Source organism: Paraburkholderia azotifigens (assembly GCF_007995085.1).
Lineage (GTDB): Bacteria > Pseudomonadota > Gammaproteobacteria > Burkholderiales > Burkholderiaceae > Paraburkholderia > Paraburkholderia azotifigens.
Window position 1 is genome coordinate 3,100,313 of record NZ_VOQS01000003.1, and the last position, 24,379, is coordinate 3,124,691.

21 protein-coding genes and 1 pseudogene are annotated in these 24,379 nt (G+C 59.9%); 11 read left to right on the forward strand and 11 right to left on the reverse strand.

Going from position 1 to position 24,379, the window contains the following annotated elements; translation table 11 throughout:
• Window positions 1-1,029 (reverse strand): DUF1338 domain-containing protein, encoded by a 1,029-nt coding sequence (locus FRZ40_RS31135; protein WP_147236655.1) that lies wholly within the window; start codon window positions 1,027-1,029, stop codon window positions 1-3.
• A gap of 160 nt (window positions 1,030-1,189) precedes the next feature.
• On the opposite strand from FRZ40_RS31135, the gene FRZ40_RS31140 reads away from it, so the two are divergent.
• From FRZ40_RS31140 to lhpI, 3 genes are all read left to right on the forward strand, one after another.
• Window positions 1,190-2,095, forward strand: a complete 906-nt coding sequence (locus FRZ40_RS31140; protein WP_147236656.1) for a LysR substrate-binding domain-containing protein — start codon at window positions 1,190-1,192, stop codon at window positions 2,093-2,095.
• A 123-nt stretch (window positions 2,096-2,218) separates the two neighbouring features.
• Window positions 2,219-3,460, forward strand: coding sequence for an NAD(P)/FAD-dependent oxidoreductase (locus FRZ40_RS31145; protein ID WP_147236657.1), 1,242 nt, complete (start codon window positions 2,219-2,221; stop codon window positions 3,458-3,460).
• A gap of 40 nt (window positions 3,461-3,500) precedes the next feature.
• On the forward strand, window positions 3,501-4,409 hold the full coding sequence (gene lhpI / locus FRZ40_RS31150) for a bifunctional Delta(1)-pyrroline-2-carboxylate/Delta(1)-piperideine-2-carboxylate reductase (RefSeq protein ID WP_028368992.1): 909 nt from the start codon (window positions 3,501-3,503) through the stop codon (window positions 4,407-4,409).
• Between the two features lie 69 nt (window positions 4,410-4,478).
• Here lhpI and FRZ40_RS31155 read toward each other — a convergent pair whose 3' ends face one another.
• The 4 genes from FRZ40_RS31155 to FRZ40_RS31175 all read right to left on the reverse strand — a co-directional run bounded on the left by FRZ40_RS31155 (window position 4,479) and on the right by FRZ40_RS31175 (window position 9,091).
• Window positions 4,479-4,802 (reverse strand): hypothetical protein, encoded by a 324-nt coding sequence (locus FRZ40_RS31155; RefSeq protein WP_147236658.1) that lies wholly within the window; start codon window positions 4,800-4,802, stop codon window positions 4,479-4,481.
• Window positions 4,803-5,756: 954 nt separating this feature from the next.
• Complete coding sequence (locus FRZ40_RS31165; RefSeq protein WP_147236660.1) at window positions 5,757-6,308, reverse strand: hypothetical protein; 552 nt, start codon at window positions 6,306-6,308, stop codon at window positions 5,757-5,759.
• Entirely contained in the window at window positions 6,305-7,192 is an 888-nt protein-coding gene (locus FRZ40_RS31170; RefSeq protein WP_147236661.1) for a sensor domain-containing diguanylate cyclase, read from the reverse strand. Before FRZ40_RS31170 ends, FRZ40_RS31165 begins: the two co-directional genes overlap by 4 nt.
• A 345-nt stretch (window positions 7,193-7,537) precedes the next feature.
• On the reverse strand, window positions 7,538-9,091 hold the full coding sequence (locus tag FRZ40_RS31175) for a methyl-accepting chemotaxis protein (RefSeq protein WP_147236662.1): 1,554 nt from the start codon (window positions 9,089-9,091) through the stop codon (window positions 7,538-7,540).
• A 713-nt stretch (window positions 9,092-9,804) separates the two neighbouring features.
• On the opposite strand from FRZ40_RS31175, the gene FRZ40_RS31180 reads away from it, so the two are divergent.
• Together FRZ40_RS31180 and FRZ40_RS31185 are read left to right on the forward strand one after the other, a co-directional pair.
• Window positions 9,805-10,497, forward strand: a complete 693-nt coding sequence (locus FRZ40_RS31180; RefSeq protein WP_147236663.1) for an alpha/beta hydrolase family protein — start codon at window positions 9,805-9,807, stop codon at window positions 10,495-10,497.
• A gap of 326 nt (window positions 10,498-10,823) precedes the next feature.
• Window positions 10,824-11,780 (forward strand): cation diffusion facilitator family transporter, encoded by a 957-nt coding sequence (locus FRZ40_RS31185; protein WP_147236664.1) that lies wholly within the window; start codon window positions 10,824-10,826, stop codon window positions 11,778-11,780.
• A 266-nt stretch (window positions 11,781-12,046) separates the two neighbouring features.
• On the opposite strand, the gene FRZ40_RS31190 is transcribed toward FRZ40_RS31185, so the two are convergent.
• The gene (locus tag FRZ40_RS31190) at window positions 12,047-13,378 is read right to left on the reverse strand and encodes a sensor histidine kinase (protein WP_147236665.1); all 1,332 of its coding nucleotides are present in this window, start codon (window positions 13,376-13,378) and stop codon (window positions 12,047-12,049) included.
• Window positions 13,378-14,040 carry a response regulator gene (locus FRZ40_RS31195; protein WP_147236666.1) on the reverse strand — a complete coding sequence of 221 codons (663 nt, stop codon included), beginning with the start codon at window positions 14,038-14,040 and terminating at the stop codon, window positions 13,378-13,380. The genes FRZ40_RS31190 and FRZ40_RS31195 overlap by 1 nt, the downstream gene beginning before the upstream one ends.
• Before the next feature lie 139 nt (window positions 14,041-14,179).
• On the opposite strand from FRZ40_RS31195, the gene FRZ40_RS31200 reads away from it, so the two are divergent.
• The 5 genes from FRZ40_RS31200 to FRZ40_RS45825 all read left to right on the forward strand — a co-directional run bounded on the left by FRZ40_RS31200 (window position 14,180) and on the right by FRZ40_RS45825 (window position 19,369).
• Complete coding sequence (locus FRZ40_RS31200) at window positions 14,180-14,638, forward strand: PepSY domain-containing protein (protein WP_028368999.1); 459 nt, start codon at window positions 14,180-14,182, stop codon at window positions 14,636-14,638.
• Between the two features lie 76 nt (window positions 14,639-14,714).
• A complete protein-coding gene (locus FRZ40_RS31205; protein WP_028369000.1) occupies window positions 14,715-15,182 on the forward strand; it encodes a DUF2271 domain-containing protein in 468 nt (155 codons plus the stop codon).
• Window positions 15,183-15,190: 8 nt separating this feature from the next.
• Window positions 15,191-17,407: a PepSY domain-containing protein gene (locus FRZ40_RS31210; RefSeq protein ID WP_147236667.1), complete on the forward strand. Its 2,217-nt coding sequence runs from the start codon at window positions 15,191-15,193 to the stop codon at window positions 17,405-17,407.
• Window positions 17,388-18,359, forward strand: coding sequence for an FAD:protein FMN transferase (locus FRZ40_RS31215; protein ID WP_147236668.1), 972 nt, complete (start codon window positions 17,388-17,390; stop codon window positions 18,357-18,359). Before FRZ40_RS31210 ends, FRZ40_RS31215 begins: the two co-directional genes overlap by 20 nt.
• A 233-nt stretch (window positions 18,360-18,592) precedes the next feature.
• Window positions 18,593-19,369 (forward strand): polyhydroxyalkanoate depolymerase, encoded by a 777-nt coding sequence (locus FRZ40_RS45825; protein WP_147236669.1) that lies wholly within the window; start codon window positions 18,593-18,595, stop codon window positions 19,367-19,369.
• Between the two features lie 216 nt (window positions 19,370-19,585).
• Here FRZ40_RS45825 and FRZ40_RS44820 read toward each other — a convergent pair whose 3' ends face one another.
• The 4 genes from FRZ40_RS44820 to ligD all read right to left on the reverse strand — a co-directional run bounded on the left by FRZ40_RS44820 (window position 19,586) and on the right by ligD (window position 22,760).
• On the reverse strand, window positions 19,586-19,888 hold the full coding sequence (locus FRZ40_RS44820; protein ID WP_197039390.1) for a hypothetical protein: 303 nt from the start codon (window positions 19,886-19,888) through the stop codon (window positions 19,586-19,588).
• Window positions 19,889-20,129: 241 nt separating this feature from the next.
• Window positions 20,130-20,756: a tyrosine-type recombinase/integrase gene (locus tag FRZ40_RS31230; RefSeq protein ID WP_147236670.1), complete on the reverse strand. Its 627-nt coding sequence runs from the start codon at window positions 20,754-20,756 to the stop codon at window positions 20,130-20,132.
• A gap of 155 nt (window positions 20,757-20,911) precedes the next feature.
• Window positions 20,912-21,934, reverse strand: coding sequence for a hypothetical protein (locus FRZ40_RS31235; RefSeq protein ID WP_147236671.1), 1,023 nt, complete (start codon window positions 21,932-21,934; stop codon window positions 20,912-20,914).
• A gap of 253 nt (window positions 21,935-22,187) precedes the next feature.
• Entirely contained in the window at window positions 22,188-22,760 is a 573-nt protein-coding gene (ligD, locus tag FRZ40_RS31240; protein WP_193567031.1) for a non-homologous end-joining DNA ligase LigD, read from the reverse strand.
• 96 nt (window positions 22,761-22,856) lie between these two features.
• Between ligD and istA the strand changes: the two are divergent.
• A pseudogene (gene istA / locus FRZ40_RS31245) lies at window positions 22,857-24,379 on the forward strand (IS21 family transposase).

Consider the following 24,379-nt stretch of genomic DNA (forward strand, 5'->3'; position numbering starts at 1 on the left):
TTACTTCGCTGCGTTGGCGGTCATCTTGAAAATTCCGGTCGCGTTGCCGGCATCGAATCGCAGGTCCGTCTGCCAGCGGCGGGACGCCTGGTCAAACGTGCGTTTGCGAGTGATGAACTCGTAAAACGAACCAGGAACGTCACGAGTAGTTAGTGTACCGTCGACCGCCTTGAACTGACGCTGTACGGTGTCGGCACGATATGCGGTCTGGAATACGCGACCTGAACGCGAGCGCTCGACTTCCGGCTTCATCGGACGGCCCTTCGCCTTCTCCTCATCCGAAAGCGCAAAAACATCTTCGACGCGGTCGGTAGCATGATTGAACGCGTTCCCTTCGGTCGAAATCCACGCCATCTCCGCAGACTCAAGGAGCAACGCTTCATAGTCGGTCTCGCTCGGCAGGTCGTGCTGACGCGAGAACGCACCGACAATGACGGGCAACAATTTCAACGCAGCCTCGATGGTCAACGAACCATCGCGCTCCAACTCCGAGAGTTGCGATACCGCCAACGGCGTGAGCGGGTCCTTCGACGAAGCGACCACATTGGTCACGGCCTGCTGAAATTCGGTCGAGAAACGTTCCGGATGCAGTTCGCTTACGAAGAACTGCGCGATGTCGTCCGGAGCATCTTCGTGTGCATATGCGCGACCGGTCATGTTCAGCTTGTCCAGCGGATAACGACCATTGAGCCTGAAGCCGAGGGGACGAAGAATGCGAGTGAAGGCAGCCTCGCCGGGAGGCAACGCACCGTTTTGCGCCCAACGCACCGTGCGTATCGCGCCGTGGTCAAAGAAAACCGAACCACCACTCGCGATTGCGTCCTTCGTGTACACCCGGCCATTCTCCGACCGCTGCAGCAAGTCATCAAAGAGTGCCATGTTCATGGCTTGCGCGAGTTCTGCGCGGGTAACCGTGCCTTCCTCAAAGTCCTCGAGCAACGACGGAAAGTTCAAGGTTGAGAACAGAAAGTCCGTCTTCTCGTTGCCAAGCAGGCTGGTCAAAAGACGCTCGACGTTTGCATTGCGCATCGCAAATCTCTCAGGGCTGGGGCCGCCCGACCAAGGGCGGGAATGGGTGAAAGGGCCAAGGTACTTCACCTATCAGCCCTGCATGTTTGGAATTATTCAAGCCCTTGCAAGCCGCGTAAAGCGAGTTTAAATTGTTAGCTGATGAGTTTTTGGAACTACCATGCGCAAATTCAAGATTCCGAACATGGGTGCGTTGATGGCTTTCGAAGCGTCGGCACGCCACGAAAGCTTCACTCATGCCGCCAAGGAGCTATTTCTCACAGAGAGCGCTGTCTCGCGGCAGATTGCCACTCTGGAGTCCAATCTTGGCGTTCGCCTCTTCGTTCGAGCGAAACAACGAGTGATTTTGACCAAGGCGGGAAAGCTCTACGGCACGCAGGTCCGCAGGTCGCTTGAACATCTCGACCGTGACACGCTCTCAATCATCGCGCACGGTAGTGGCGGCGGCTATCTGGAACTCGCAGTCCTCCCCACCTTTGCTTCCCAATGGCTCATTCCTCGACTCAAAGATTTCAACGACCGCACACCTGACGTTCGAGTCAACATGGGTGTTCGAACCGATATGTTCTCGTTCGAAGAGTCGCACTTTGAGGCCGCTATCCACTACGGCAAGCCGACTTGGCCAGGCACATCGTCGGACTACCTCTTCGGCGAGGAAATCGTACCGGTTTGCTCTTCTTCGCTATTGAACAAGCCTATTAAGAAAGCACACGAGCTTCTTGCCTACCCGTTGCTCCACTCCACGACGCGTCCGGGCGCATGGACCAACTGGTTCTCCGACCTCGGTGTTACCGACAACTCGACGATGCAAGGTGTTCGCTACGAATTACACACGATGCTGATTGCCGCCGCAGCAGCCGGCCTTGGAGTGGCGCTCGTCCCGAAGTTTTTCGTGGACGGGCAACTCGAGCAACTGGGGTTGATCATTCCCTTTGACGCGGCTGCGGCCGTCGACTCTGCCTATTACCTCGTTTACCCTATGGAGCTCAGTCACAGCAAGCCGCTAGAGGCTTTCAGAGCGTGGCTGCTGGAACAAGCGAGTGCTTACAACGCGATTGCCGGATAGAACAGCCAGCTGCGTGCTCGCATCGCCCGATGCGCACATAGTTGATCCGATATGACATTTTGTTTCCTATCGGAAAAATATGGGCTAATATGAACGAATCATCGTGACTCGCTCTGAACGTCCATGGAAGACATTCTTGTAATCGGCGCAGGCATCATCGGCTCGAACGCAGCGCTGAACCTTCTCAGCAAGGGTTATCGCGTTCACATTGTCGACTCGGAGGAACCCGGACTCGGCTGCTCGTTCGGTAACGCTGGACTGATTGCCATTGACCACGTCGCGCCCCTCGCAAGTCCGGACACGCTCTCGGGCATCCCACGGATGCTCCTGCAATCAGATAGTCCGCTGAAGCTTCATAAAAAAAGCCTGCCCCGGATGGCACCATGGATGATTGAGTTCGTGTCGCAGGCTCGTCCGTCGAGCTTCAGGCGGAACACCGTCTCTTTGGCGAGCGTCATTACGGTGGCCGCACAGGCATGGCAAAGACTGTTAGAGAAGCAAATCGTGAGCGACTTGTTCCGCGATATTGGCTCCCTCTATGTGTTCGAGAAACCAGTAAATGCGGACGCTGAGCGCAAGCAATTGGAGTTGCTCGACGCATACGGTGTCCACTACGAAAACCTGAGCGCGGCTCAGGTGCGAGAGCGATATCTTCCGACGCTCACGTCGGCCATCAGCCACGCACGTTACTTCTCGGGCATGGCTTCAGTCACGAACCCCCGTGACGTCGTGATGCGAATTTTCGATGCGGCTCGCACCGCTGGCGCGAAATTCACGAAGGCGCCGGTGCTTGACATTCAGATGCTGCCTGACCAACGAATCAGCGTTCGTCTCGGCGAAAACAAGCTTGTTTTCGACAAAGTGCTCATCGCAGCAGGAGCAAAAAGCTCGGTGCTCACTGAACGACTGGGTCTGCGCGTGCCGTTGACGCACGAGCGCGGATACCACGTTCAGCTCGCAAAGCCATCAGGCCAGTCCATTAAGGTCCCGGTGAGCTTTGTTGAGCGAGGCTTCACATGTAACCCGATGCGCGATGGCATCCGCCTGGCGGGAACGGTTGAACTTGGGCCGCCCAAAGAGCCGGATTGGCGGCGAGCCGAGATTCTCGCGAAACAATTTGGCGAGCTGTTTCCGAGCGAACAGGCGCCCAAGATGGAAAGTCGCTGGTATGGCGACCGTCCGACTCTCCCCGACTACCTCCCCATGATTGATGAAGTTCCCTGTGCGCAAAACGTATTCGTAGCGACGGGGCACCAACACTTAGGCCTCACCCTCGGACCGCTAACGGGGGAGCTTGTGTCTCAGCTCATGGCACGCGAATCAACGTCGGTCGACTTACACCCTTTCCGCGCAGACCGGTTCTAAACCGCACTGGCACTTGTCGATACAAACCTAGGAACCGCCTATGGACAAAATCTCTGTGTTCGACGCTGCAGCAACGGCAGCGCTGCTTGATTTCATTCCTCTTGTCGATGCATTGGCCGAAGCCAGCGTGGAGCACGACAGAGGCGAGATTCATTCGCCTGTGCGTGTCGGGGTCCCGTTGAATGACAACGGCGTCGTTCTTTCGATGCCGGCGAGCGCGCCTGATGTAGCAATTCACAAGCTCGTGAGCGTGAGTCCGGACAATGCGAAGCAAAACTTGCCTACCATCTTCGGCACCGTGACCGTTTGCAATGGTCAGACAGGACGTCCTGAGTTCATTCTGGACGGACCGACCGTTACGTCGCGTCGGACGGCCGCTCTCTCGATGTTAGGGGTCCGGGTGCTTCATCCGTCCACGCCGCAGGTATTCCTCATCATTGGCACGGGACAACAAGCGCAAACCCACGCGCTTGCCATCCATGCCCTCTACCCCACTGCACGAGTGCTCGTCAAAGGACTCAACAATAGCTTCGAAGACACTTTCTGCGGCACCCTGGCATCCCAAGGAGTACATGTCGAGCCGTGTGGCGATGGGATTCCCGATGACGTCGATACAGTCATTACGGTGACGACCAGCAAGGTGCCCGTCTACGCCGAGGCAGCCAAAGCACCTCGGTTAGTAATTGGCGTTGGCGCGTTCACCCCTGACGCAGCGGAGATTGCGCAGGAAACCGTTCGCGCAAGTCGTATCTTCGTCGATGACCTGAATGCGACGCGCGCTGAAGCCGGCGACCTGATTCAGGCCGATGTCGATTGGTCACAGGTGCGCACCCTCGGATCGGCGGTAGGAGAAAACGTTAGAAAGGATGCGCCGATTGTCTTGAAGACCGTGGGAAGCGGAGCGTGGGACCTCGCCGCGTGTCGAGTAGCCAGAGCAGCATTGAAATAGTCCACGGTCAAATCAGGAGCAACGTGATTACGAGGCGGCCCACAGTCCTGCGGGCCGCCCCCCCTCTGGCTAGGCGTCGACTTGCTTGGAGTAGTCAGATGCTGCACTAATCACAAGGTCCATGTCCGACGAGGAAACTCCCATGTGGGTGACCAGTCGCAATCCGTAGCGACCACTCACCAAAATGTCTTTTTCCTTCAGCCAGGCAGTCAAGCCATCGACCAACACCTTCTCGCCCGTAACAAAAAGCATGTTAGTTGGTGTGGCGCGGACGACCAGTCCAGGAAGGCGAGACAGTCCTGCAGCGAGTCGGGCGGCGTTTGCGTGGTCGACGTTCGTAGAGCGAAGGAAATCTGTCTCCGTTGCGCCAGGAAATGTGTCAACTACGGGCATCCAGCTCCTCGCCCAGAAAATGCGCCGATTATTCAGTCACCTGGCAGCGAACGAAATGTGTCACTTCTGTTGACGAGACGCGGGGGAGTCCACAGGTGGATGTGAGACGCTGTGCCGACGACCTGCCGACGACCTGCCGACGCCGCCGGCGATCCTTCCGTCTAACCGGGAGAAACTCGCAAACTTGTCCGGCCATGCGTTCACCCGAGGCAACATTCAAGATAGCGACGTGTGAACGCACTGCGGTGCGCCGGCTTCATCGGTTCCGCGTTGTCCGGCGTCCATGTTCCGCCATGACCTGCATAACAATATGCACAGTGAAACCGCGCCTCGAGAACCTGGACGTTGACCCGATACGGTGCTTCACGGCCGCAGCGCCAACACTTTGTTTCGAGCAGCCGACGATGGGCGGGACACGTGCTCAGTCTTTCCAGCTGGTGCACAACACTGTGGTAGCCGTGAGCGAGACAGCGACGACAGTAACGGAACACGTCGCTATAGCGTCGCCGTCCGACCGGATCCATCAGCGCGGCTCGCAGCGTTTCTACAGGCAAACCGAGGCTCTCTTGCAGCCGGCGGACATCCACCAACCCCCGACGCGGAGCGATACCTTCATAAGGATCGACGTCCAGCCCCATGAGCCGGGCTACAACTACACCCGACAGGGCGTTGGCCGTCTCGAACTTCCACAGGATCGAGATCAGCGACTCGTGCGGGTACAGCCAGCTCCGCCTGAACACGTAACCGAGGGCCGGAGTCAGCCTGCTTTCGTCGAGCGTGAGAATCGGACGCCTACGGGACCGAACGGAGGCTGCCCCCAGCGCGATAGCCCAACGTGTGCGCTCGGAGAATCTCAAACGGCATGCAGGCTCGTGGGTACCGGATAGTGTCCATCCCGATACTCAAGCACAAAGCTACGCGTGAGTGGTACGCAGATCCCGCAGCAGAAAAAGCTCACTTGGTTCCGATGTCGAGATATGTTTCTTTAGGCATCTCTTCGTATGCTTCCTGGTGAACGGACGCATCGTTCTGGCAGGCCATCTCTGCGATTTTCCGTTTTTGCCTGAACACAACAATTCCAGCGGACATCTCGGGACCATCAGCCGTCTTCACTGTCTTGTCGTACAGGTAGTAGTTGTAGTCGCCGCGTTCAAACCGGACGTGCGCCTCGCCTCCCCCCGCATACGGTACGTTACTAAACTGAAATGGATTAGCGTCCTCACCTTTGTCTCGAGCGGGAACCTGAAGATCCATCTTGTCTCTCGTGCCATTCCTGTAAACAAACTTCCTTGTTTTCTTGTCGATGCAAAGTGACGCAGTCGATTTCTTCAGCTCGCAATTGAATACCACCTGCTCATCTTGTTTGCACATGCCTTCTGCATGCGCCGATACGTGGATAAACATCGGCATTGCGACAGCAACCACACTACGGATGATTGTTTTCATATCACTCACAAGGAATTCCGACCAGGGGTGCAACTCGATTGAAACGAGCCAGTCGGTCACTGTAACCGTTCTGGCCACCGCCGAAGGCGATGCGAGAGACGCTGCGCGTCCTCCTTGCTAAACGATCGCACATGCGAGCCGCCCAGGCGCTTCGCCTGATACATAGCGGTGTCAGCATTGCGCAACAACTGGTCGGCATTCGCCGCGGCAAATGAGTACTGCGCCAACCCGATGCTCGCGCTTACCGACGTGCGCACGGACGGCGTCTCAATGTGCTCCCGCATGCGAACCATGATGCTGCGGGCAACGCGCGCGGCCTCGTCTTCGGGCGCGTCAACGACTAGTACCACGAACTCATCACCGCCGATGCGCGACGCGCAGGCTCGTTCACCAAGTGAGCCCGAAATACGCTCGCCGATCACACGCAGGACTTCCTCCCCAGCCGCATGGCCAAACGATTCGTTGATTTCCTTGAAACGGTCCAGGTCGATGAAGAGTACATCGACGGAATTGGCGGTGCCGTCATCGATGAGACGATGAAGGCGGATAACCAGTTCGCGCCAGTTGATGAGGCCGGTGAGCGCATCATACGTGGCTTGCTCCGACAAACGCACCGACATTGCGCGCGCCTCGGTGACATCGCGCACCAGCACGGTGATGCCATCTTCGCAAGGGAATGCCCGCGCTTCGAACCAGGTATCGAGCGGCGCGTAGAACTCAGTCGCGGTGTCAGGCAATCCGGTCCTGGCCGCCTGCCGATAAGCTTTCTCGTAGCTCGACCCAACAAGGTCGGGATATTCAGCCCAGATTTCGCGACCGATCAACTCCGTCGACGGACGCTTCAGCAGCCGCGCAGCGGCGCGGTCGACGTTCCGAAACTTCCACTGCCGGTCGAGCAACATTACTCCGTCCGTAAAGTGATCGAGCAGCTGAAAGTCTTCCACGCCTTTGCCCCCTTGACAGACTATTGAAGTCCGCCATATTTCTGGAAGTCACAAGCCGATATCGTAGGACCGCTCGCTGCTTTTGTGAACAGTGAAGGTTTGCGGAACAACGCCGCATCAGTTGGCCTCCGCCGGCGCGTCGGTCGCGCTCTCAATGCATGCACTTTCGGTGTCGCCCGCAACGTACTGCTGTGCGGAGACCACCGTGGCGAGCCGCGAATGGCTCCTTTTCTTCGCTAAAGTTTCTCAGCCGATATTGGCCAATCAAATAACTCTCGTGGTAATTCTGCTGAATGATGCATGGCACCAGCCTTCAACTCTACCCGGACCGGACTGACCCGGGACCTACGTTGCACGGACACGAAACATCGAAACAGCGGCTTCAAGTTGCCCCGCCCGCTCTTCCAGCGACAGCGCCGCCGCGGACGCCTGCTCGACCAGCGCCGCGTTCTGCTGCGTCACCTGATCCATCTGCGCCACCGCGACATTAATCTGTTCGATCCCCTTCGACTGCTCGTCGGACGCGGCAGAGATCTCGCCCATAAGGTCGCTGACCTTTTTCACCGAAGCGTCGATTTCCGCCATCGCCTGGCTGGCGCGGTCGACCTGCCGAGCGCCAGTCTCGACGCGGCTCAGCGAATCCGTAATCAGCTCCTTGATCTCCCGGGACGCGGTGGCGCTGCGCTGGGCCAGCGAGCGCACCTCACTGGCGACCACCGCGAAGCCCCGCCCCTGCTCGCCCGCGCGCGCCGCTTCGACGGCGGCGTTCAGGGACAGGATATTGGTCTGGAATGCGATCCCCTCGATGACGCCGGTGATTTCGGCAATCTTGCCGGACGCGTCGGACAGGCCCCGCATCGTCTGGACGACTTCCTGCGTCGCCCGATTGCCCTGCCCGGTCAGCAGCGCCGTGCTGCTCACCACCTGGCTGGCCTGCTTCGCGTTCTCGGCGTTCTGGCGGACAGTCGACGTCAGTTCCTCCATGGACGAGGCGGTTTCCTCCAGGGAAGCGGCCTGCTCTTCGGTCCGCTGCGACAGGTCCAGGTTGCCCGCCGAGATTTCATGCGCGGCGGTGTCGATCGACCGCGAGCCCTCACGCACCACACTGATTGTCTGAACCAGTTTGCGTTGCATCGCCTGCAGGCCGGTCATCAGCTGTCCCATCTCGTCGAGCGTGCGGACCTCGACCTGCGTAGTCAGGTCGCCGTCCGCAATCGCCCTGAAATGGCCTAATGCCTGGGTAAGGGGCGTGCCGATCGCCCGCTGCAGCGACCACCAGGCGAGCGCCGCCGCACCGAACGCGACGAGAATGCCGGCGATCGCTACAGCAACGAACCCGCGGAAGCGGTTCTGCGCGGCCTCAAATGTCGCCCGAGCAGCCATAACCTGAATGTAGCCAAGTCCATCCATGCCGTCAGACACATCTATGAACAGCGACGACGGTATGTGCAGCCAGACCTCGGGGATCTTCGCCGCATCATGAGTCGAGATTGCGCTGAACATCGGCTCAAGGCCGTCTGAGACGAGCTTTTCGAACTCTGCATTCACGTCGGCCGCGCGGCGCGCCTCGTCGGTCCCGGGGAGCAGCATCGCGCGATACGCGGCCCACGCCTGCTTCGATGCGGTGAGCAGATCACGGGCGGCCTGGGTTTCCTTGGGCACGTCTGGACTGGCCGGATCAAGCGCGATGCGATACAGCCAGAGGCGCACCCTCGATAGCGCTACGTTTGCCTGACCGAGAGCTTCGGAAGAGGACAGCCGGCTTGAATAAAGCTCTTGCACATCGTTGTTGCCCATCGAAACACCGACGATACCCATGACGCCGCCGATGATCAGCAGCACGCCGAGAAAACTCATGGCCAGCGCCAGGCGGACACGAATACTTATATTTTTGAACATGGGGAGGCAGGAAGTAGGTGGACGCCGATGCGGCGAATTCAAGGCGCAAGCCAATTTGGCAAAGGGCTCCCAGTGATTACGCACATATAACGGCTCAAGATCCATCATGATTAGGACAGGATCAAGAACAGTCCCTTCTTGGACTCGCAAGAATGAGGTAGCGGGTTGTGCAGGGACAGGAGTCGGCGCGGTCCTGGCGAACACCTGAGAGCATCGGCGGGAGCGTCGGTGCGTTTGGCCGCAAGCGCGTCGAAGCGGCAAAGAGGCGACCGAAACGACTGCGAACAGGGTCTGTTGCCTAGGCAGTGCGGACGTTCAAACGTCCCATTGAAAGCGTTGGACGAGGTCTGTAGCTGGCCGAACCCAGAACTTTCTGCAGCCGGACACTCTTCCAGAGAGCCAGATAAGTGAACTGCCCTTCAAGAACTTCCTTTGACGCTGATTGCAGTGTCGTAACAGCTCGCAGACAATGATGCAGGCGTGCTATTACGCAGATGTCTCAAAGCGCGGATCACGTTGCGGCCCACAGATCGGGCTTGCGATCGTCGACCGGCACATCGCGCCTGCGGCGCCGTTCGTAATGGGCGCGCGCTCCATGGATCGGCCGGCAAACTCCGCCTGCGCAATGCCTTGCTGGAGGCCGCCACAAACGCTGCCCGATGCCTCATTGATGCAGAATCGGCGAAAGGCCACAACGACACAACCTGAATACGATGGACGACCCAGAATCGCTTTCCCTGGCACTGCCCGACGGCACTAAGGTCTCTGCGCTCCTCCGAGTGCCGGAGGACGCGCGAGCCCTATATGTCTTCGCGCACGGTGCCGGGGCGGGCATGCAGCACGCCGGCATGTCGTCATTGGCCGACGCGCTTGCGGCGGCCAATGTCGCCACATTGCTCTACCAGTTTCCGTACATGGAGCGGGGCTCCAAGCGGGTAGACTCGCCGGCCGTGGCACATGCTGCCGTGCAGGTAGCCGTCGCAGAGGCCCGCCGGCGGCTGCCAGCCCTGCCGCTCTTCGCGGGCGGCAGGTCGTTCGGCGGCCGCATGACGTCCCAGGCCCAAGCCATCTCCCCGCTCGACGGCGTGCGTGGCCTCGCTTTCGTCGCGTTCCCGCTACACCCTGCGGGCGCGCCCGACGTGGAGCGGGCACGGCACCTGGCGGACGTCACGGTGCCGACTCTCTTCCTGCAGGGCACGCGCGACAAGCTGGCCGAGCTTCACCTGCTGAGGTCGGTCGTCGGGACGCTGGGGCCACGCGCCACGCTGCATGTGGTGGACGACGCAGATCATTCGTTCCACGTGCGCGCGTCCTCCGGCCGGACCGACGCGGAGGTCGTGCTCGAACTGGCACGGACGATGTCGGCGTGGTTCTTTGCCGAAGGAGAGTTCGTGCCCGTTACCTGAGCAAGCGCAGGAATGCTTGTAGCAGAGTCGGGACGGCCCTCGTTATGGCTGTTATCCGGGTTTCGTCATTGAGCGCACGCACGTCAATCCCGTATCGACACACAACGGGTCTTGCTCGGGCTCGTGTACATACTCACGAAACCCGATTGGTAGTTGCTCACCGAAACAAAGGAAGTTGACGTGGTGACGGTCGATGACACCCGCGCAGGCACGTAGAGCACGGCCATATCACGCGACGCTGAACGATACGACGCGGCATGCGCAACGGCGCACGGCGCTATGCCAGCCTGCGGGGCTGCTCATTTCCAATCGGATGGAAGCACTACATGAAGACCGAGGAACTTTTCGACGACGCCGAGAATTCGGAACATTCTCCTGCCGAGCGCGCTGCCGCAGCGTCCCGAAGCACGTGGGTAAGCGTCGCCGTCAATCTGGCGCTGACCCTCGGCCAGGTCATCACCGGCATCTTTTCCGGTTCCCAGGGCCTCGTTGCAGATGGCATACACTCGCTCTCCGATCTCGTCGCCGACTTTGTGGTGCTTTTTGCCAGCCATCACAGCAGGAAAGGTGCCGACACACAGCATCCATACGGTCATCAACGCTTCGAAACCGCCGCGTCGCTGGCGCTGGGCGCACTCCTTGCCGCGGTGGGCGTGGGTATGCTCTGGTCCGCGCTTCTCAAACTCGAAGATCCGGCTTCCGTGCAGCGCGTTCACATCGTTGCGCTATGGGTAGCAATTGGCGCTCTGATCGCGAAGGAACTGCTGTTCCGTTACATGCTCGCTGTGGCAAAGCGTGTGAAATCCAGCATGCTCGTAGCCAATGCGTGGCATGCGAGGTCGGACGCCGCGTCCTCTCTGGTAGTAGGTGTCGGCATCGTCGGCAATCTGGTGGGCTATCCCCTACTCGATCCGATCGCGGCGTTGATCGTCGGCATACTGGTGCTCAAGATGGGATGGGAGTTCGGCTCGGAGGCTCTTCACGACCTGATGGACCGCTCGGCGGACGAAGACGAGGTGCAGGCCATCCGGCAGACGTTGCTTAGCACGCCTGGCGTGATCGGCGTCCATGACCTGCGCACGCGCAAGATGGGCGACATGATTGTGGTCGACGTTCACATCGAAGTCGATGCCACGCACTCCGTCGCAGCGGCGCACGACATCGCAGTCGCCGCGCGACAGAGCGTACTGACACGCCATCGCGTACTCAACGTCATGACACATGTGGACCCACGCCAGCAGGTCCGTACGGGTTCGCCAGTAGGGCCTCGACGGGCGCCTTGATCTGCAGGTGGTCGTCGTAGGTCAGGCGGGCATTGATCGGCTTGGCGCTGTCCGAATGCGCAGTCGTCAATCCTTTGAACCACATCAAGGCCATCGTGCCCGCGAAGCATTCGACAACGCACATCGACAAAAGCAACGGCGAATTTTCCACTGACCGGGCGTTGGGTCTTGTCGGAGACCGTCTCTTCTTCGGCTGAGACAGCGACGCGGTGAAGAGATGTGAGGACATGCACCGGCTGTGAAATCGTGCTCGCCACGGGGCCGCCTTAGAATTTGGCGACTTTTAAATTTTCGACGATCGCCTCAAAGCCATCCGGCATTCCTGATGCCGGCGAGCGTAAGGTAAGGCGTGCACCCCCCGCCTGAGCGATTGCGTTCGCGATTGCCAGCCCGAGGCCGCTTCCTTCGGCTGTCGTCACGCCGCGCTCAAATGGCTGGATCAGGCGGGAAAGCGTGTCCGCGGGCACGACGGACCCGCGGTTTATGACGCTTAGCCTGCCTTCGTCGGAAAGCACGACGCGGATCGGCTGTGCTTCGGAACCGTGCCTGACCGCATTTTCGATGAGGTTGCGCGCGAGTATCGCGAATGCGTCAGGATCGATTCGCGAGAGAACTGCCTGCTCCGGCAACTTCAGGTGAAGTACATTCGATCGCTCGGCGCGCCTGATGTCTTCGACGACGATCTGAAGAACCGGTCGCAGGTCCTGAGGTGTATCTGCAAGGATACGTCCGCCCTCTGCCCGGGCCAGTTGCATGAGCTTTTCGCTCAGGCGCACAAGTGTGCGCAACGACGTCTCGACGTTCCGCGCGCGTTCCTCGAAGGGCGTGCCTTGTGCTTCCGAAATCAGGCGCTGCGTTTGCGCAAGGGCTGCGGCAATGGGCGTGCGAAGCTCGTGCGCACTGTTTGCAGTGAAACTGCGCTCGGCTGTCAGAGCCCGGTTGAGTCGTTGCATAAGATCATTCACCGAGTCCGCAATGGGCTCAATTTCTATGGCCATCCCGGCCTTGCCCAGCGGGCTAAGGTCGTCGCGTCCTCTCGCCGCTATGCCGTCGCAAAATCGACGGATTGGGCGCAGTCCGGAGCGAACAATGAGCCACGCGCCGATGAGACCCAGCGGAACCAGAAGCACGAGCGGCCGCACAACCGCAAGTGCCGCTTCGATGCCAGCGCGGTGACGTGCCGCCAACGGCTCAGCAATGGTGAGCGACACCGTCCCCTGAAGTACCGTCTCCGTGTAGAGCCGATGCGTGTCGGTGGAGGCAAATCCGGGTTTGAGAGCGGCTGGAAAGACGGCAGGGTTGGCATCGTGGGATTGGAGGATGGTCTCGCCTGTCTGATCACGGACGATATAGGTCAGTAGTTCCCCGTGCGTGCGCACGCCCGCGATACGCTCGGCACTGCTTTGCTGATCACGATCGAGGATATCCATCACAGCAAGCGGCACGAGGCGCTGCGCGGTCTCCTGCAAGGCACTGTCAGACATCCGATTGATTTCTTCGCGCAAGACGCGAAATGACGCTGTCGCGGCGAATAGCGACAGCACGGCGAGCCCAACGGCGAGCATGGCGGCCAGACGCGCCTGGAGGCTGCGCAGCATCACCTGGACTGCCTGAGTTTGTACCCAAGCCCGCGCACCGTCTCGATCAGATCGGCTCCAAGTTTCTTGCGCAACCGACTCATGTGCACCTCGATCGTATTGCTACCGATCTCGTCATTAAACGAATAAAGACGCTCCTCGAGTTGTGCCTTGGAGAGAATCGCGTTAGGACGCTGAACGAACGCCTCGAGCAACGCCCATTCGCTGGCGGTGAGGGAAATGTGACGGCCGGCCCGTGTGACGCCGTGCGCGGCCAGGTCGATCTCGATATCGCCAAATGTCACGAGCGGATTGGGATTGCCCGCATATCTTCGTGCCACGGCGTTCACACGCGCCGACAGTTCGGAGAGGTCAAACGGTTTGACAAGGTAATCGTCGGCACCGGCATTTAATCCGGCGATGCGATCTGCAATCTGATCAAGCGCAGTCAGGATGACGACGGGAACGGACGAGCGGCTCCCTCGCAATTCGCGCAGAAAGCCGATTCCTTTGCCGTCCGGCAGCAGCAGGTCTAGCAGAATCAGATCGTAGTTCGCGGCTTCAACGTAGCGTCGGGCATCGCGAAGCGTCGTGACATGGTCGGTCGAGTGTCCGTCCCGCGTGATCTGCTCTTTGACAGCCTGTCCGAGCAAATTGTCGTCTTCGACAAGCAGCACTCTCATGCTTTGGTCCCGGTGAAGTTAGCGCCAAGTCTGCGTCGCCAAGCTTACGCCAGAATGAAGAAAAATCCTCACCGTCGCAAGGTTGGCTTCAGGTTCCGGCTGCATCGTAGTGACTGTCACGCTGAACCGGAGATCCGCCATGACACGTCGCTCGCTTCTCAACGGCCTTGCAATCATATCCCTGGTCGCAGTCGGCACAACCGGTGCCGGCGTGGTGCTGGCGGACGATGCCTGCAACGTACCGCTCTCGGGCTGGAAGCCGGTCAAGGAGATCGACGCATTTGCCAGGGCACAGGGTTGGAACGTTACCAGGATCAAGACGGAAGACGGGTGCTACGAAATTCGCGGGACCGATCGTCAAGGCCAACGCTTTAAGGCCAAAGTGAATCCCGCCACGCTCGCGATCGTCCGGATGAAGACCGATGACGACGGCAGCCCCGACGAGGGGCGTGGCGATCGCAAGGATCGTGACGCCGCTCGTGCAAGTCCCGCACGGCCCGCTGCACCGGACGGCGCGTCTGGCAATCAGGCAAGCGGTGCTGCGCCTTCCGGAGGAATTCTGACTCCAGGGACAAAGCCACAAGTTCAGATTCGCTAAGGGCGTGATGCAGGTGCCCAAGGGGTTCCGATATCGGGATCGGTGTTGTCGTTATCGAAAAGGTCAGATCATGAGCATCAAATTTGCACTACCCATTGCAGCGCTCGCCGGCGTACTCGCGATTCCCTCGATGGCTTCGGCGCGCCAGGTCACATTCGAGACCCAACTGAACAGCTATGGTGGCGACGGCGCATACGTGGTCATGTATGTCACCGATCGGGCCGGACGCTATCAAGGAACGCTGTGGATGGCCGGCGACAAGGCCAAGTACTACAGACACCTTCGCGACTGGTATCGGATGACGGGCGGTGGGGTAACCCTCGACGGCGTGACGGGGGCGAGCGTTGGCGCCGGCAAGACGCTGCGGGCGACGCTGGACATCGCCGACGCCCTGATCGACGCGGGCTACGAGGTCCACGTGGACACGGCGGTGGAAAAGATGAACGAAAACCCGTCCGAGGTCGTCGTCCCGTTGACGACGTCCGGAGCTGCGAAGCCGGTCAAAGGGCGTGGCTATGTGAAATCGTTCCGTTATACCTTGTGAGAACCGCAATGCTTCGCAAGCTTCATTCGCTGCCCGGGTTGATCGCGGCGATCGTACTCACCATCATGGCGCTCTCGGGCGCCGTGCTGTCGGTCAAACCCGCAGTCGAGCGCGCGGGGACCACCCGGCTCGCCCAGGGCACGCTGGATGTCGCAACGCTCGCTGCACGTGTGAAAGCCCATCACCCTGTGCTCGAGAAGATTGTGCGCAAACCTTCGGGCGAAGTCATCGCCTATTACAACTCCGATGGCGAGTCACGTGCTTCCCGAATCGATCCGTCGACCGGTGCGGCTATCGGGCTGTATGCGCCGTCACCTGCGATGCACTGGGTCACGAATCTGCATCGAAAGTTCCTGCTTGGCAATGCAGGCCGGATTGCGGCCGGTGTTGCTGCCGGTTTCATGCTGCTGCTGGGAGTATCGGGTCTCGCGCTGCTTGCACGACGCATGGGGGGATGGCGGCATCTTCCTGGCCGGGTTCGGGGTAGCGGCCTGCAACGGGTGCATAACGAAATCGCGCGCGTCGCCCTCATTGGACTGATGCTCTCAGCGACCACCGGCCTGATGATGTCGTTGACGACGTTCGGAATTATTCCCGAACGACACGCAGCGGAACCCGCTTATCCAGATTATGTGAGCAGGCTTGCGCCGCTTCCCGTCGGTCAGCTTGCCGCGCTCAAAGGCGTAGACGTAACGGCCTTGCGTGAGCTCGCTTTCCCTGCGCCGCAGAACCCACGCGACGTCTACGCGTTGAGCACTTCGAAGGGTGCCGGATACGTCGATCCGTCCTCGGGAACATGGCTCGCCTGGCAGGACAACGATGCATGGCAGCGTGTTCATGAAACCGTGTTCATGTTGCACACAGGTGAAGGGCTCTGGTGGCTGGCGCTGTTGCTCGGCGCGGCAAGCGCCTCTGTTCCCGTGCTGGCCGTCAGCGGGATCTGGTTGTGGGCGCGCCGTCGTCGCGCAATGCCAGTACTCGCCAACAATGTAAGGGCGCGGCAGGCGGATACGGTCATCCTTGTCGGCAGCGAGTCAAACGCGACCTGGGGATTCGCCACGGCCATTCATCAAGCGCTCACACGGGCGAATCTTCGTGTGCATACGGCTTCGATGAACGATCTGTCGTCGCGCTACGGGAAAGCGCAGCGCCTCATCATACTGACTTCGACCTTCGGGGACGGGGATGCGCCCTCGAACGCCACGCAATTTCTCCACAAGCTGGCCGGAATGGACGTTTCCGCTCCCATGGGATTCGCCGTTCTTGGTTTTGGTGATCGTCAGTACCCGAACTTCTGTGGCTATGCGCACAAGGTACATGAGGCTTTGTGTGCAAAGGGGATGCGTCCGCTGATGGACCTCGGGAGGATCGATCGCCAGTCAGAGAGTGCGTTCAGAAAGTGGGTCGAGCAGTTGAGCACCGCACTCGACGTCGCGCTGGAGGTTCGGTACCAGCCCTCGTCGCCTCGCACCATTGCGCTTCGACTGATCGAGCGCAAGGACTATGGGGCGGGAGCCGAGGCATTTACGTCTGTATTGCGCTTTGTTCGTAGCCCGAAGACAGATTCGGCCTGGCAAAGGCTACTGCGCGCACGGCTGCCGGCGTTCGAGGCGGGTGATCTGGTCGGCATCGTGCCGCCCGGGGACACAGTGCCGAGATTCTATTCGTTGGCGAGCGCCTCGCAAGATGGCTTTGTCGAGATCTGCGTGCGCAGGCATCCGGACGGGTTGTGCTCGGGTTATCTGACGAGCCTGAAACAAGGCGACTCGATCGATGCATTCATCCGTACGAATGCTGGTTTCAGGCCGGCAGCGGGTGCAGCCCCGCTCATTCTCGTTGGCGCCGGCACTGGCATCGGCCCGTTTGTAGGATTCATCCGGCAGAACGCGGCCGGGCGCCCGATGCACCTGTATTTCGGCGCGCGGCGATCCGGCGACTCGTTCCTTTATGACGAGGAACTGCGCCGCCTTGTGGGCATGCGCCGGCTGACAGTCCTTACGACCGCGTTGTCGAGCCCGGCGGAGAAAACTTACGTGCAGGAACGGCTTCTTGCCGATGCTGTGGCGCTTCGCGAGCTCGTAGCTCGAGGGGCGCACGTCATGGTGTGCGGAGGCAGGGACATGGCGAGAGGGGTTGCAATCGCGTGGGAGCGGATTCTGGCGGGCTCCGGCCTTACCGTGAATGACTTGAAGTTGAGGGGCAGCTATGTCGAAGACGTCTATTGAGAACCAGCGGGCAAGTGAGCTTTGCCGCCACACGTTCAGCGGTGCAACGATGGGCACTCGCTACAGTGCGCAATGTTACGCGCCAGCGGACCTCGATCACCCGTCGCTTGCCGCCGGGCTCGAAAGGGCGGTGCAAGCCGTCGACCAGGAGATGTCGAACTGGAAGGCAAGCTCGGACCTTACATGCCTTAACAAGGCGGGTGTCGATGTCTGGGTGCCGATATCCGCCAACCTTGCAAAGGTGCTGGTTCGTGCAACCGAGATCGGCCGTGAAACCGATAACGCCTTTAACGTCGGCCTCGGTGACCTGATTGACCGGCGGGGGTTCGGTCCGGGAGGTGTTGGCCAGCCGGGCATGTCGAGCCTGCCAGGAGAAAGGCCGCATAGGCCGATCGGCGAAATACTCGAGGTCGACGTCGCGCAAAGTCGCGCCCGCAAGCGGGCGCCGGTGACGCTCGACCTGTGCGGAATTGCGAAGGGCTTTGGGGTCGATGAGCTGGGCCGTGTGATGGATCACAACGGCATTCAATCGTGGCTCGTCGGAATTGACGGTGAGATGCGCGCACGCGGCACGAAGCCAACCGGGTCTTCCTGGGCACTCGCCATCGAGCGGCCGGAATACACCCGCAGGGAGGCGTTCGCGGTAATTGAAGTCACTGATATTGCGATTGCGACTTCGGGCGACTATCGACACTGGAGTGAATACGAGGGCACGCGCACTTCGCACACGATGGACCCTCGCACAGGTGCGCCCTTGAGGAACGGGATCGCCTCAGTGACGGTGCTCGCGGACACATGCATGGATGCCGACGCGTATGCAACTGCGCTTATGGTGTTAGGCGACAAGCACGGGGTACAGTTCGCCCGCCGCAAACGGTTGAATGCGCTTTTACTAGTACGTGAGGGGAAAGGTTTGGGGGCAATTGGAACGGGCTGCTTTACCAATGGATGAACGTTCCGGTCACATGTCCCGGACAGGTCTGGCACCGTTCGCGTAATGGGTGACATATTGACGGGCGACAAAAGGTTTGCGACGCGTCTTCTATCCGGTCCCGGACCGGCGCGTGCAAGCGTGAGAAACAGCGGCGAGGAGCGATTGAAATGTTGAAGTCTTACCGGGTGCGTGAGCTGCACAGCGCAGCCTGAGCACCCCTGCTTCCCTGGCTCGGGGCCACCGCGAGCCTGTTGGACCCCGTCGATGGCGCGTCCGGTTCCCCGGCGCGCCAGGTCGCAGCGGGTTGCGAACTGCTGGTGCGACTTTATCAGACATACCCAAAGCCGGAATTCGGCCTGACACAGACTGTTATCGATGGACAGACGGTCGCCGTCACCGAAACCGTTGTGATGAATAGGCCGTCTTGCAGACTGCTGCACTTCGAGCGTGCCGCCTGTCGCACGGACCCCGCCGTGTTGCTCGTCGCGCCGCTCTCGGGCCACCATGCGACGTTGCTACGGGAGACGGTAGCGAGGATGTTGCCGGAGTTCGACGACTACATTACAGACTGGTGTGATGCCCGCACGGTTCCGCTAAGCGATGGGCTCTTTGATCTTGACGACTACATCCCATACCTGTGTGACTTCATTGACCACGTCTGGCGCACACAGGTCTATCCGCGCCTGAGTGAGCTGATCCGCCAGCACGACATGTCTCGCGCACCACAGCGATCGCGCGGCTCGATCATGCAACTGTCCCTGCCTGCGTCGCTTTGCGCGCCCTGCGAGTCACCTGGAACTCCTCCACCTGTGGCAAACCTGCAGGCCACAACGGACTTCTGCATGCGTCGTTGCTCGACAGACAAGGCCAACCCTTTTGAACGCAACGAAAACCATGGGCTGATCCGCCGCGTCGGGTTGCCCCTCGTTTATCTGTTCGTTCTCGCGCCCGTGCACCGCTGCGACGCCGCCGTTCTCCGCATTCTCAGTTACGGGGCCATGGTGAATCATCAACCTGCTTTCCGTTGATCGGACGATGCCGGTGCCGCATACCATTGCGCCCGCGGTACAACCACCTCCGTACCACGGTCGGAATCGGGTACGAGACCCTTGGCGACAGGTCGAGGCAATGCTGCGCATAGCCGCGGAACGAACTCAGGGGGTACCCGGCGAGCCGCAGCGGTTCATCCTGCCAGTCAAGCTGGGGGACTTTGCCACCGCTGCGTCAACGTATGCGTACTTGCATTACGTACTTGCGCTCTTTCCCTGGACCCGCTCCATCTCCAACGGCCTGTTCGCGCACTCGCCGACGGCGCGGTGGAACATATGTGCCTTCGGCTCGTCGGGATCGCCCTCGTAGGCAGGGGTCATGATCTGCACGCCGTATTCGTTGAATACATCGAAGATGTGCCGGTGCAGGTCCGCATTGATGCGGGCCATCCCATGCGGGCCACGGATATAGACATTGAGTTCGTAAGCGGCTGGATCATCAGCGTAGCCTGCCCCGGCCATGATCATCGTGACGTTTTCGACAACTTCGGCGCTCAAACGGTCCGCTCGGGAATGAGGCAATGACGCGTCCGCCGCTACCTTTTCGATTCCTCCCCTGATGGCCTCGGCGCGCTCCCCGGCGGGAACATTGGGAACTCTTTGTCTTTTCGCAGACCGACCAGTCACCGAAGGGAATGGCCGCTCGTCGGTGCAATACCGACGCCGGAGTGACCGAGCGACGGTGCGAGTGAATGACGCTTGATGGCCGGCAAGCGTCCGCTCGCCGACCTCGTTTCGATCACACTTCGGTTTGCTCTGCCATTTCCAGCGCGTCATCCACTTCGATCCCGAGGTATCGCACGGTACTTTCCAACTTGGTATGACCTAACAGCAACTGAACTGCACGAAGATTTTTGGTGCGTCGATAGATCAACGAAACCTTTGTACGACGCATCGTATGAGTGCCGTAAGCGGCATCATCGAGTCCGATCGACGCGACCCATCTGTGGACGATGCGGGCATACTGGCGTGTCGACAGATGCGGTGACGCATGCAGCCGGCTTTGAAAGAGATAATCGGCGGGTTTTAGCCCTCGCGTGGCTATCCAGGCCGCGACGCTCTGCCGAGTCTGCTCCGTGATTTCAAACTGCACAGGTCGTTGCGTCTTCTGCTGCATGAATGTTGCACGCGAGACTACGTGCGCTCCCATGCAGATGTCCTGCACTTGCAACCGTGTCAGGTCGCACGCCCGAAGCTTGCTATCGATCGCCAGATTGAACAATGCCAACTCAAGAACATTGGACGACATCTGAAGTCTCGTTCGGATTGCCCAGATTTCACGGAGCTTCAATGGCGGTTTCTGGCCGGTCAACCTGCCCTTGTTCCACGGCACCCGCCGAACGCCTGAACAATTAAGCGTTTCCATATCAACCTCCTTTCCAACGAAGGGAGATCGATTGTGCGCCTCGAAGTGGTCGGTCATCGACCCTATGCGGTCAATGCACGAGAGGTTTCTAACGTCCGCTAGCTATACGTCAGCGGACGGACGCGTCTGGGGATCGCCAACAAGCGAGGCGCCACTCATCGTGTCTCACTGGCGTGCGCCGGTGCGAAAGCGAAGGCCCCTTGGGGATAGGACTCCAATGGAGTGTCGTCCGCGCAGTACGAGAACTCGCGATTCACACGCTCGCTGTCGCCATAGATTTTGGACATGACTTCGCACATCCTCTTCGGATGAAGACTAACCACTCCGAACGGCGGCGCACCACTTTGCACTTGCCTTCCCATAAGCCTGATAACCGGTGCTTCGTGGTCTTTTGCAGCTTCACCTGAAAAAGCGATTGCCCAAGACAGCTCATACAGTCGGTCGCGAGTCGCTAGTGGTATCGGTTTGTCGTCCGGGACCGTGGCAAGAAGTTGATTCATAAGAGACTCTATCTGCGAGAGTGCGCCTGGCTGTCCACCGGCCGCTGCGACTTGCGCCGCGCCAGTTCCGAGCGAGTTCTCGCTGGAAATCTGCTCAAATGCTTCGACTGCATATCGTGCCGATTCGTGCCCAAAGCCTGCCAAAACGGTCATTGCGTATGGCCGAATATCGCCGTCGATTTGTCCACCGCTATCGTCGTCGATTACCGGCCGTGGAAAAAACGCTACTCTCGCCACGGCATCGACGACATTAACGGGCGGAGGCTGCAAATGGGAGGCTAGCCTCAGCTCATGGCGGTCAAACCTGCCCTTGTCGAGGGCGCTTCCCGCGAATGCCGCGGCAACACGGCCATAAATCGCTGCTGGAGTACACACCCTCGCTCCAAGCTTCCCCGGACTCCCACGATACAGGTCCTCACTGAGCGACTGTTCGGCTCCAATGGCGAGCCAGTCGGGCGAGTGCGGCGCTACATGTTCCAGAGTTGAAGCGGCAATTTCAAAGTGCTCGTTCTCTTTGATATTCGCTGAAACACATTGGGGATTTTTCCAGATTGGCATGGCAGGCATCGCCCTTAGCGTTCGCGACACCGTCTCCCGAGCGACCGTCCGATGGTGCCCAATCCCGAACCCCGCAAGAAACGTCAATACGAATCCAGCCAGAACATATTTGCGGTCCATTTCCCCGTTGCCCCCGACATCAGCTAATTTTTTGCATTGGAGTTCGGCCCAGCGCAATTTAAAGATTTTAGGTGCGGAAATCGAGCGACCGATCCTGGCCGATGCCGCGAATATGCCACATGTGTGCGAACACGAATGTTCGCTTCGATACCAATTTCGGTCCTTCGGCGCGACAATGCCATCGTCTCTTCTTGGCCGGTTTCCCCCGTTCGACGATGGCGTCACACAGTTGCCGCTGTCGTATGCACATGCATCAGCGCAGACGCTTGATTGCCGCGGCAAGCGGTTGTGCCCTCGACCAATAATCGCCCCACGGGTCATGTGACTGAAAGCTAAGGTATTCGCGTGCTGTCTGGACATTCCACTGAGCTCCGCTTTTGAGTTCGGTGAGTTGTTCCATCGAAACTTCCATTCCGGGTCGTGCGCGCGCTGAAAATGCCGCTGCGGTCGTCTGCCCCATTCCATTTCGCAGGTAGTCCACGTACACCTTGCCGACCCGGTTTGAAGCACCGGATACCGCAGAGAAGCGCTCTGGAATCGTCTTGGTGAGATATCGCACGAAGTACTGTGAAAACGACTTGACTGCGTCGTAGCTCAATCGCGATGACAACGGCACGACGACATGCAATCCTTTCCCGCCGCTTGTCTTCAGCCATGCCTCCAGGCCAAGTTCGGAAAGCAGCACCCGCAAGAGCAGTGCGGCTTCCTGTATGTGCTTCCATTTCCCCCCATCGCCCGGGTCAAGGTCGAAAATTGCGTATTTCGGACGAACGTGACCGGCCGTTTCGGGATGGTGACCGGCGATTTCGGCAACGTGACCGATCATTTCGGAAACGTGACCGAGCGGACCGGAAGGCGGGATTGGCGTTGCGCATGACATCAACCACGCGGGCTATGCTCGCCGGCTTTGGCCGGAGAGACGATGCCCGCGCACCGGATGAACATGCGCATGATCAAGGACGTTTTACGACTTAAATTCGACGGCGGCTTCTCGCACGATCGGATCGCCGCATCACTGGGCATATCCAAGGGCGTGGTCACGAAGTACATCGGACTAGCCAGTGCCGCCGGGCTGGACTGGGCAAGCGCCTGCGATATGGATGAAGGCGAACTCGAGCGGCGGCTGCTCGGCAAGCCCACGGGCCAGCAGCCTATGCCCAGCCCGACTATGGACGCATCCATCAGGAGCTGCGTCGCAAGGGCATGACGCTGACGTTGCTATGGGAGGAATACCAGGCTGAGTTCGCGGACCGGCAGACCTACCGCTATACGCAGTTCTGTGGGCACTACAAGGCGTTCACAAAACGCCTGAAGCGCTCGATGCGTCAGATTCATCGCGCCGGCGAGAAGCTGTTTGTCGACTTCGCCGGCCCCACGTTGCCACTGACGACTGGACGCCGCGCGCACATCTTCGTAGCGGCTATGGGCGCATCGAGTTACACGTTCGCATGTGCGACGCCGGCCGAGACAATGGAGGACTGGCTGGGCGGGATCGCTCGCGCGCTGACCTTCTATGGTGGTGTGCCGCAGTTGATCGTCCCGGATAACCCGCGTGCGATGATTGCCGATCCCGATCGCTATGAACCTCGCGCCGGCGACACTGTGCTGGACTTCGCGCGTCACTACGGCACATCATTCCTTCCTGCGCGCGTATATCGTCCGCAGGACAAACCGAAGGTAGAGGTTGCGGTCCAGGTGGTCGAACGCTGGATCATGGCGCGCCTGCGTCATCACCGGTTTGACTCGGTCCACTCGGTCAATGAGGCCATCTGCCCGCTGCTCAGGAACCTGAATGAGAGGCCATTCCAGAAGCTGCCGGGATGTCGTGCCAGCGCGTTCGCCCAGCTGGACGCGCCGGCACTGCAGCCGCTGCCGGCACAGCCCTATGAGCTCGCGCGCTTCAAGACCGTGACGGTTCACATTGACTATCACGTCGAGATCAACAAACACCGCTACAGCGTGCCGCACGCGCTGGTCGGCCTCAAGCTCGATGCGCGTATCACGGCGGGCACTGTCGAACTGCTACATCGCGGTCGCCGCGTCGCCAGCCACGCACGTAACGATCGCGCAGGCAGCTATACCACTGTTGTCGAGCACATGCCTGCGGCACACCGCGCTCATCTGGAATGGACGCCGCAGCGGCTGATTCATTGGGGACAGCAGATCGGCGCGGCAACCGGCGCGCTCGTCACCCGGCTGCTGCAGGAGCAACGCCATCCGGAACACGGCTATCGGGCGTGCCTTGGATTGCTGTCGCTCTCACGTCGCTATGGCCGTGACCGTCTCGAAGCCGCCTGCGCGCTGGCGCTGGAACTGGGCGTACACCGTTACCGCCACGTGCGCGACATCCTGGTCAACAACCGCGACCGGGCGGCGGTGGTAACGCCTGCCGACTGGACCAGCCCGAGCCACGCGCATGTACGCGGCCCCAGCTACTACCAATAA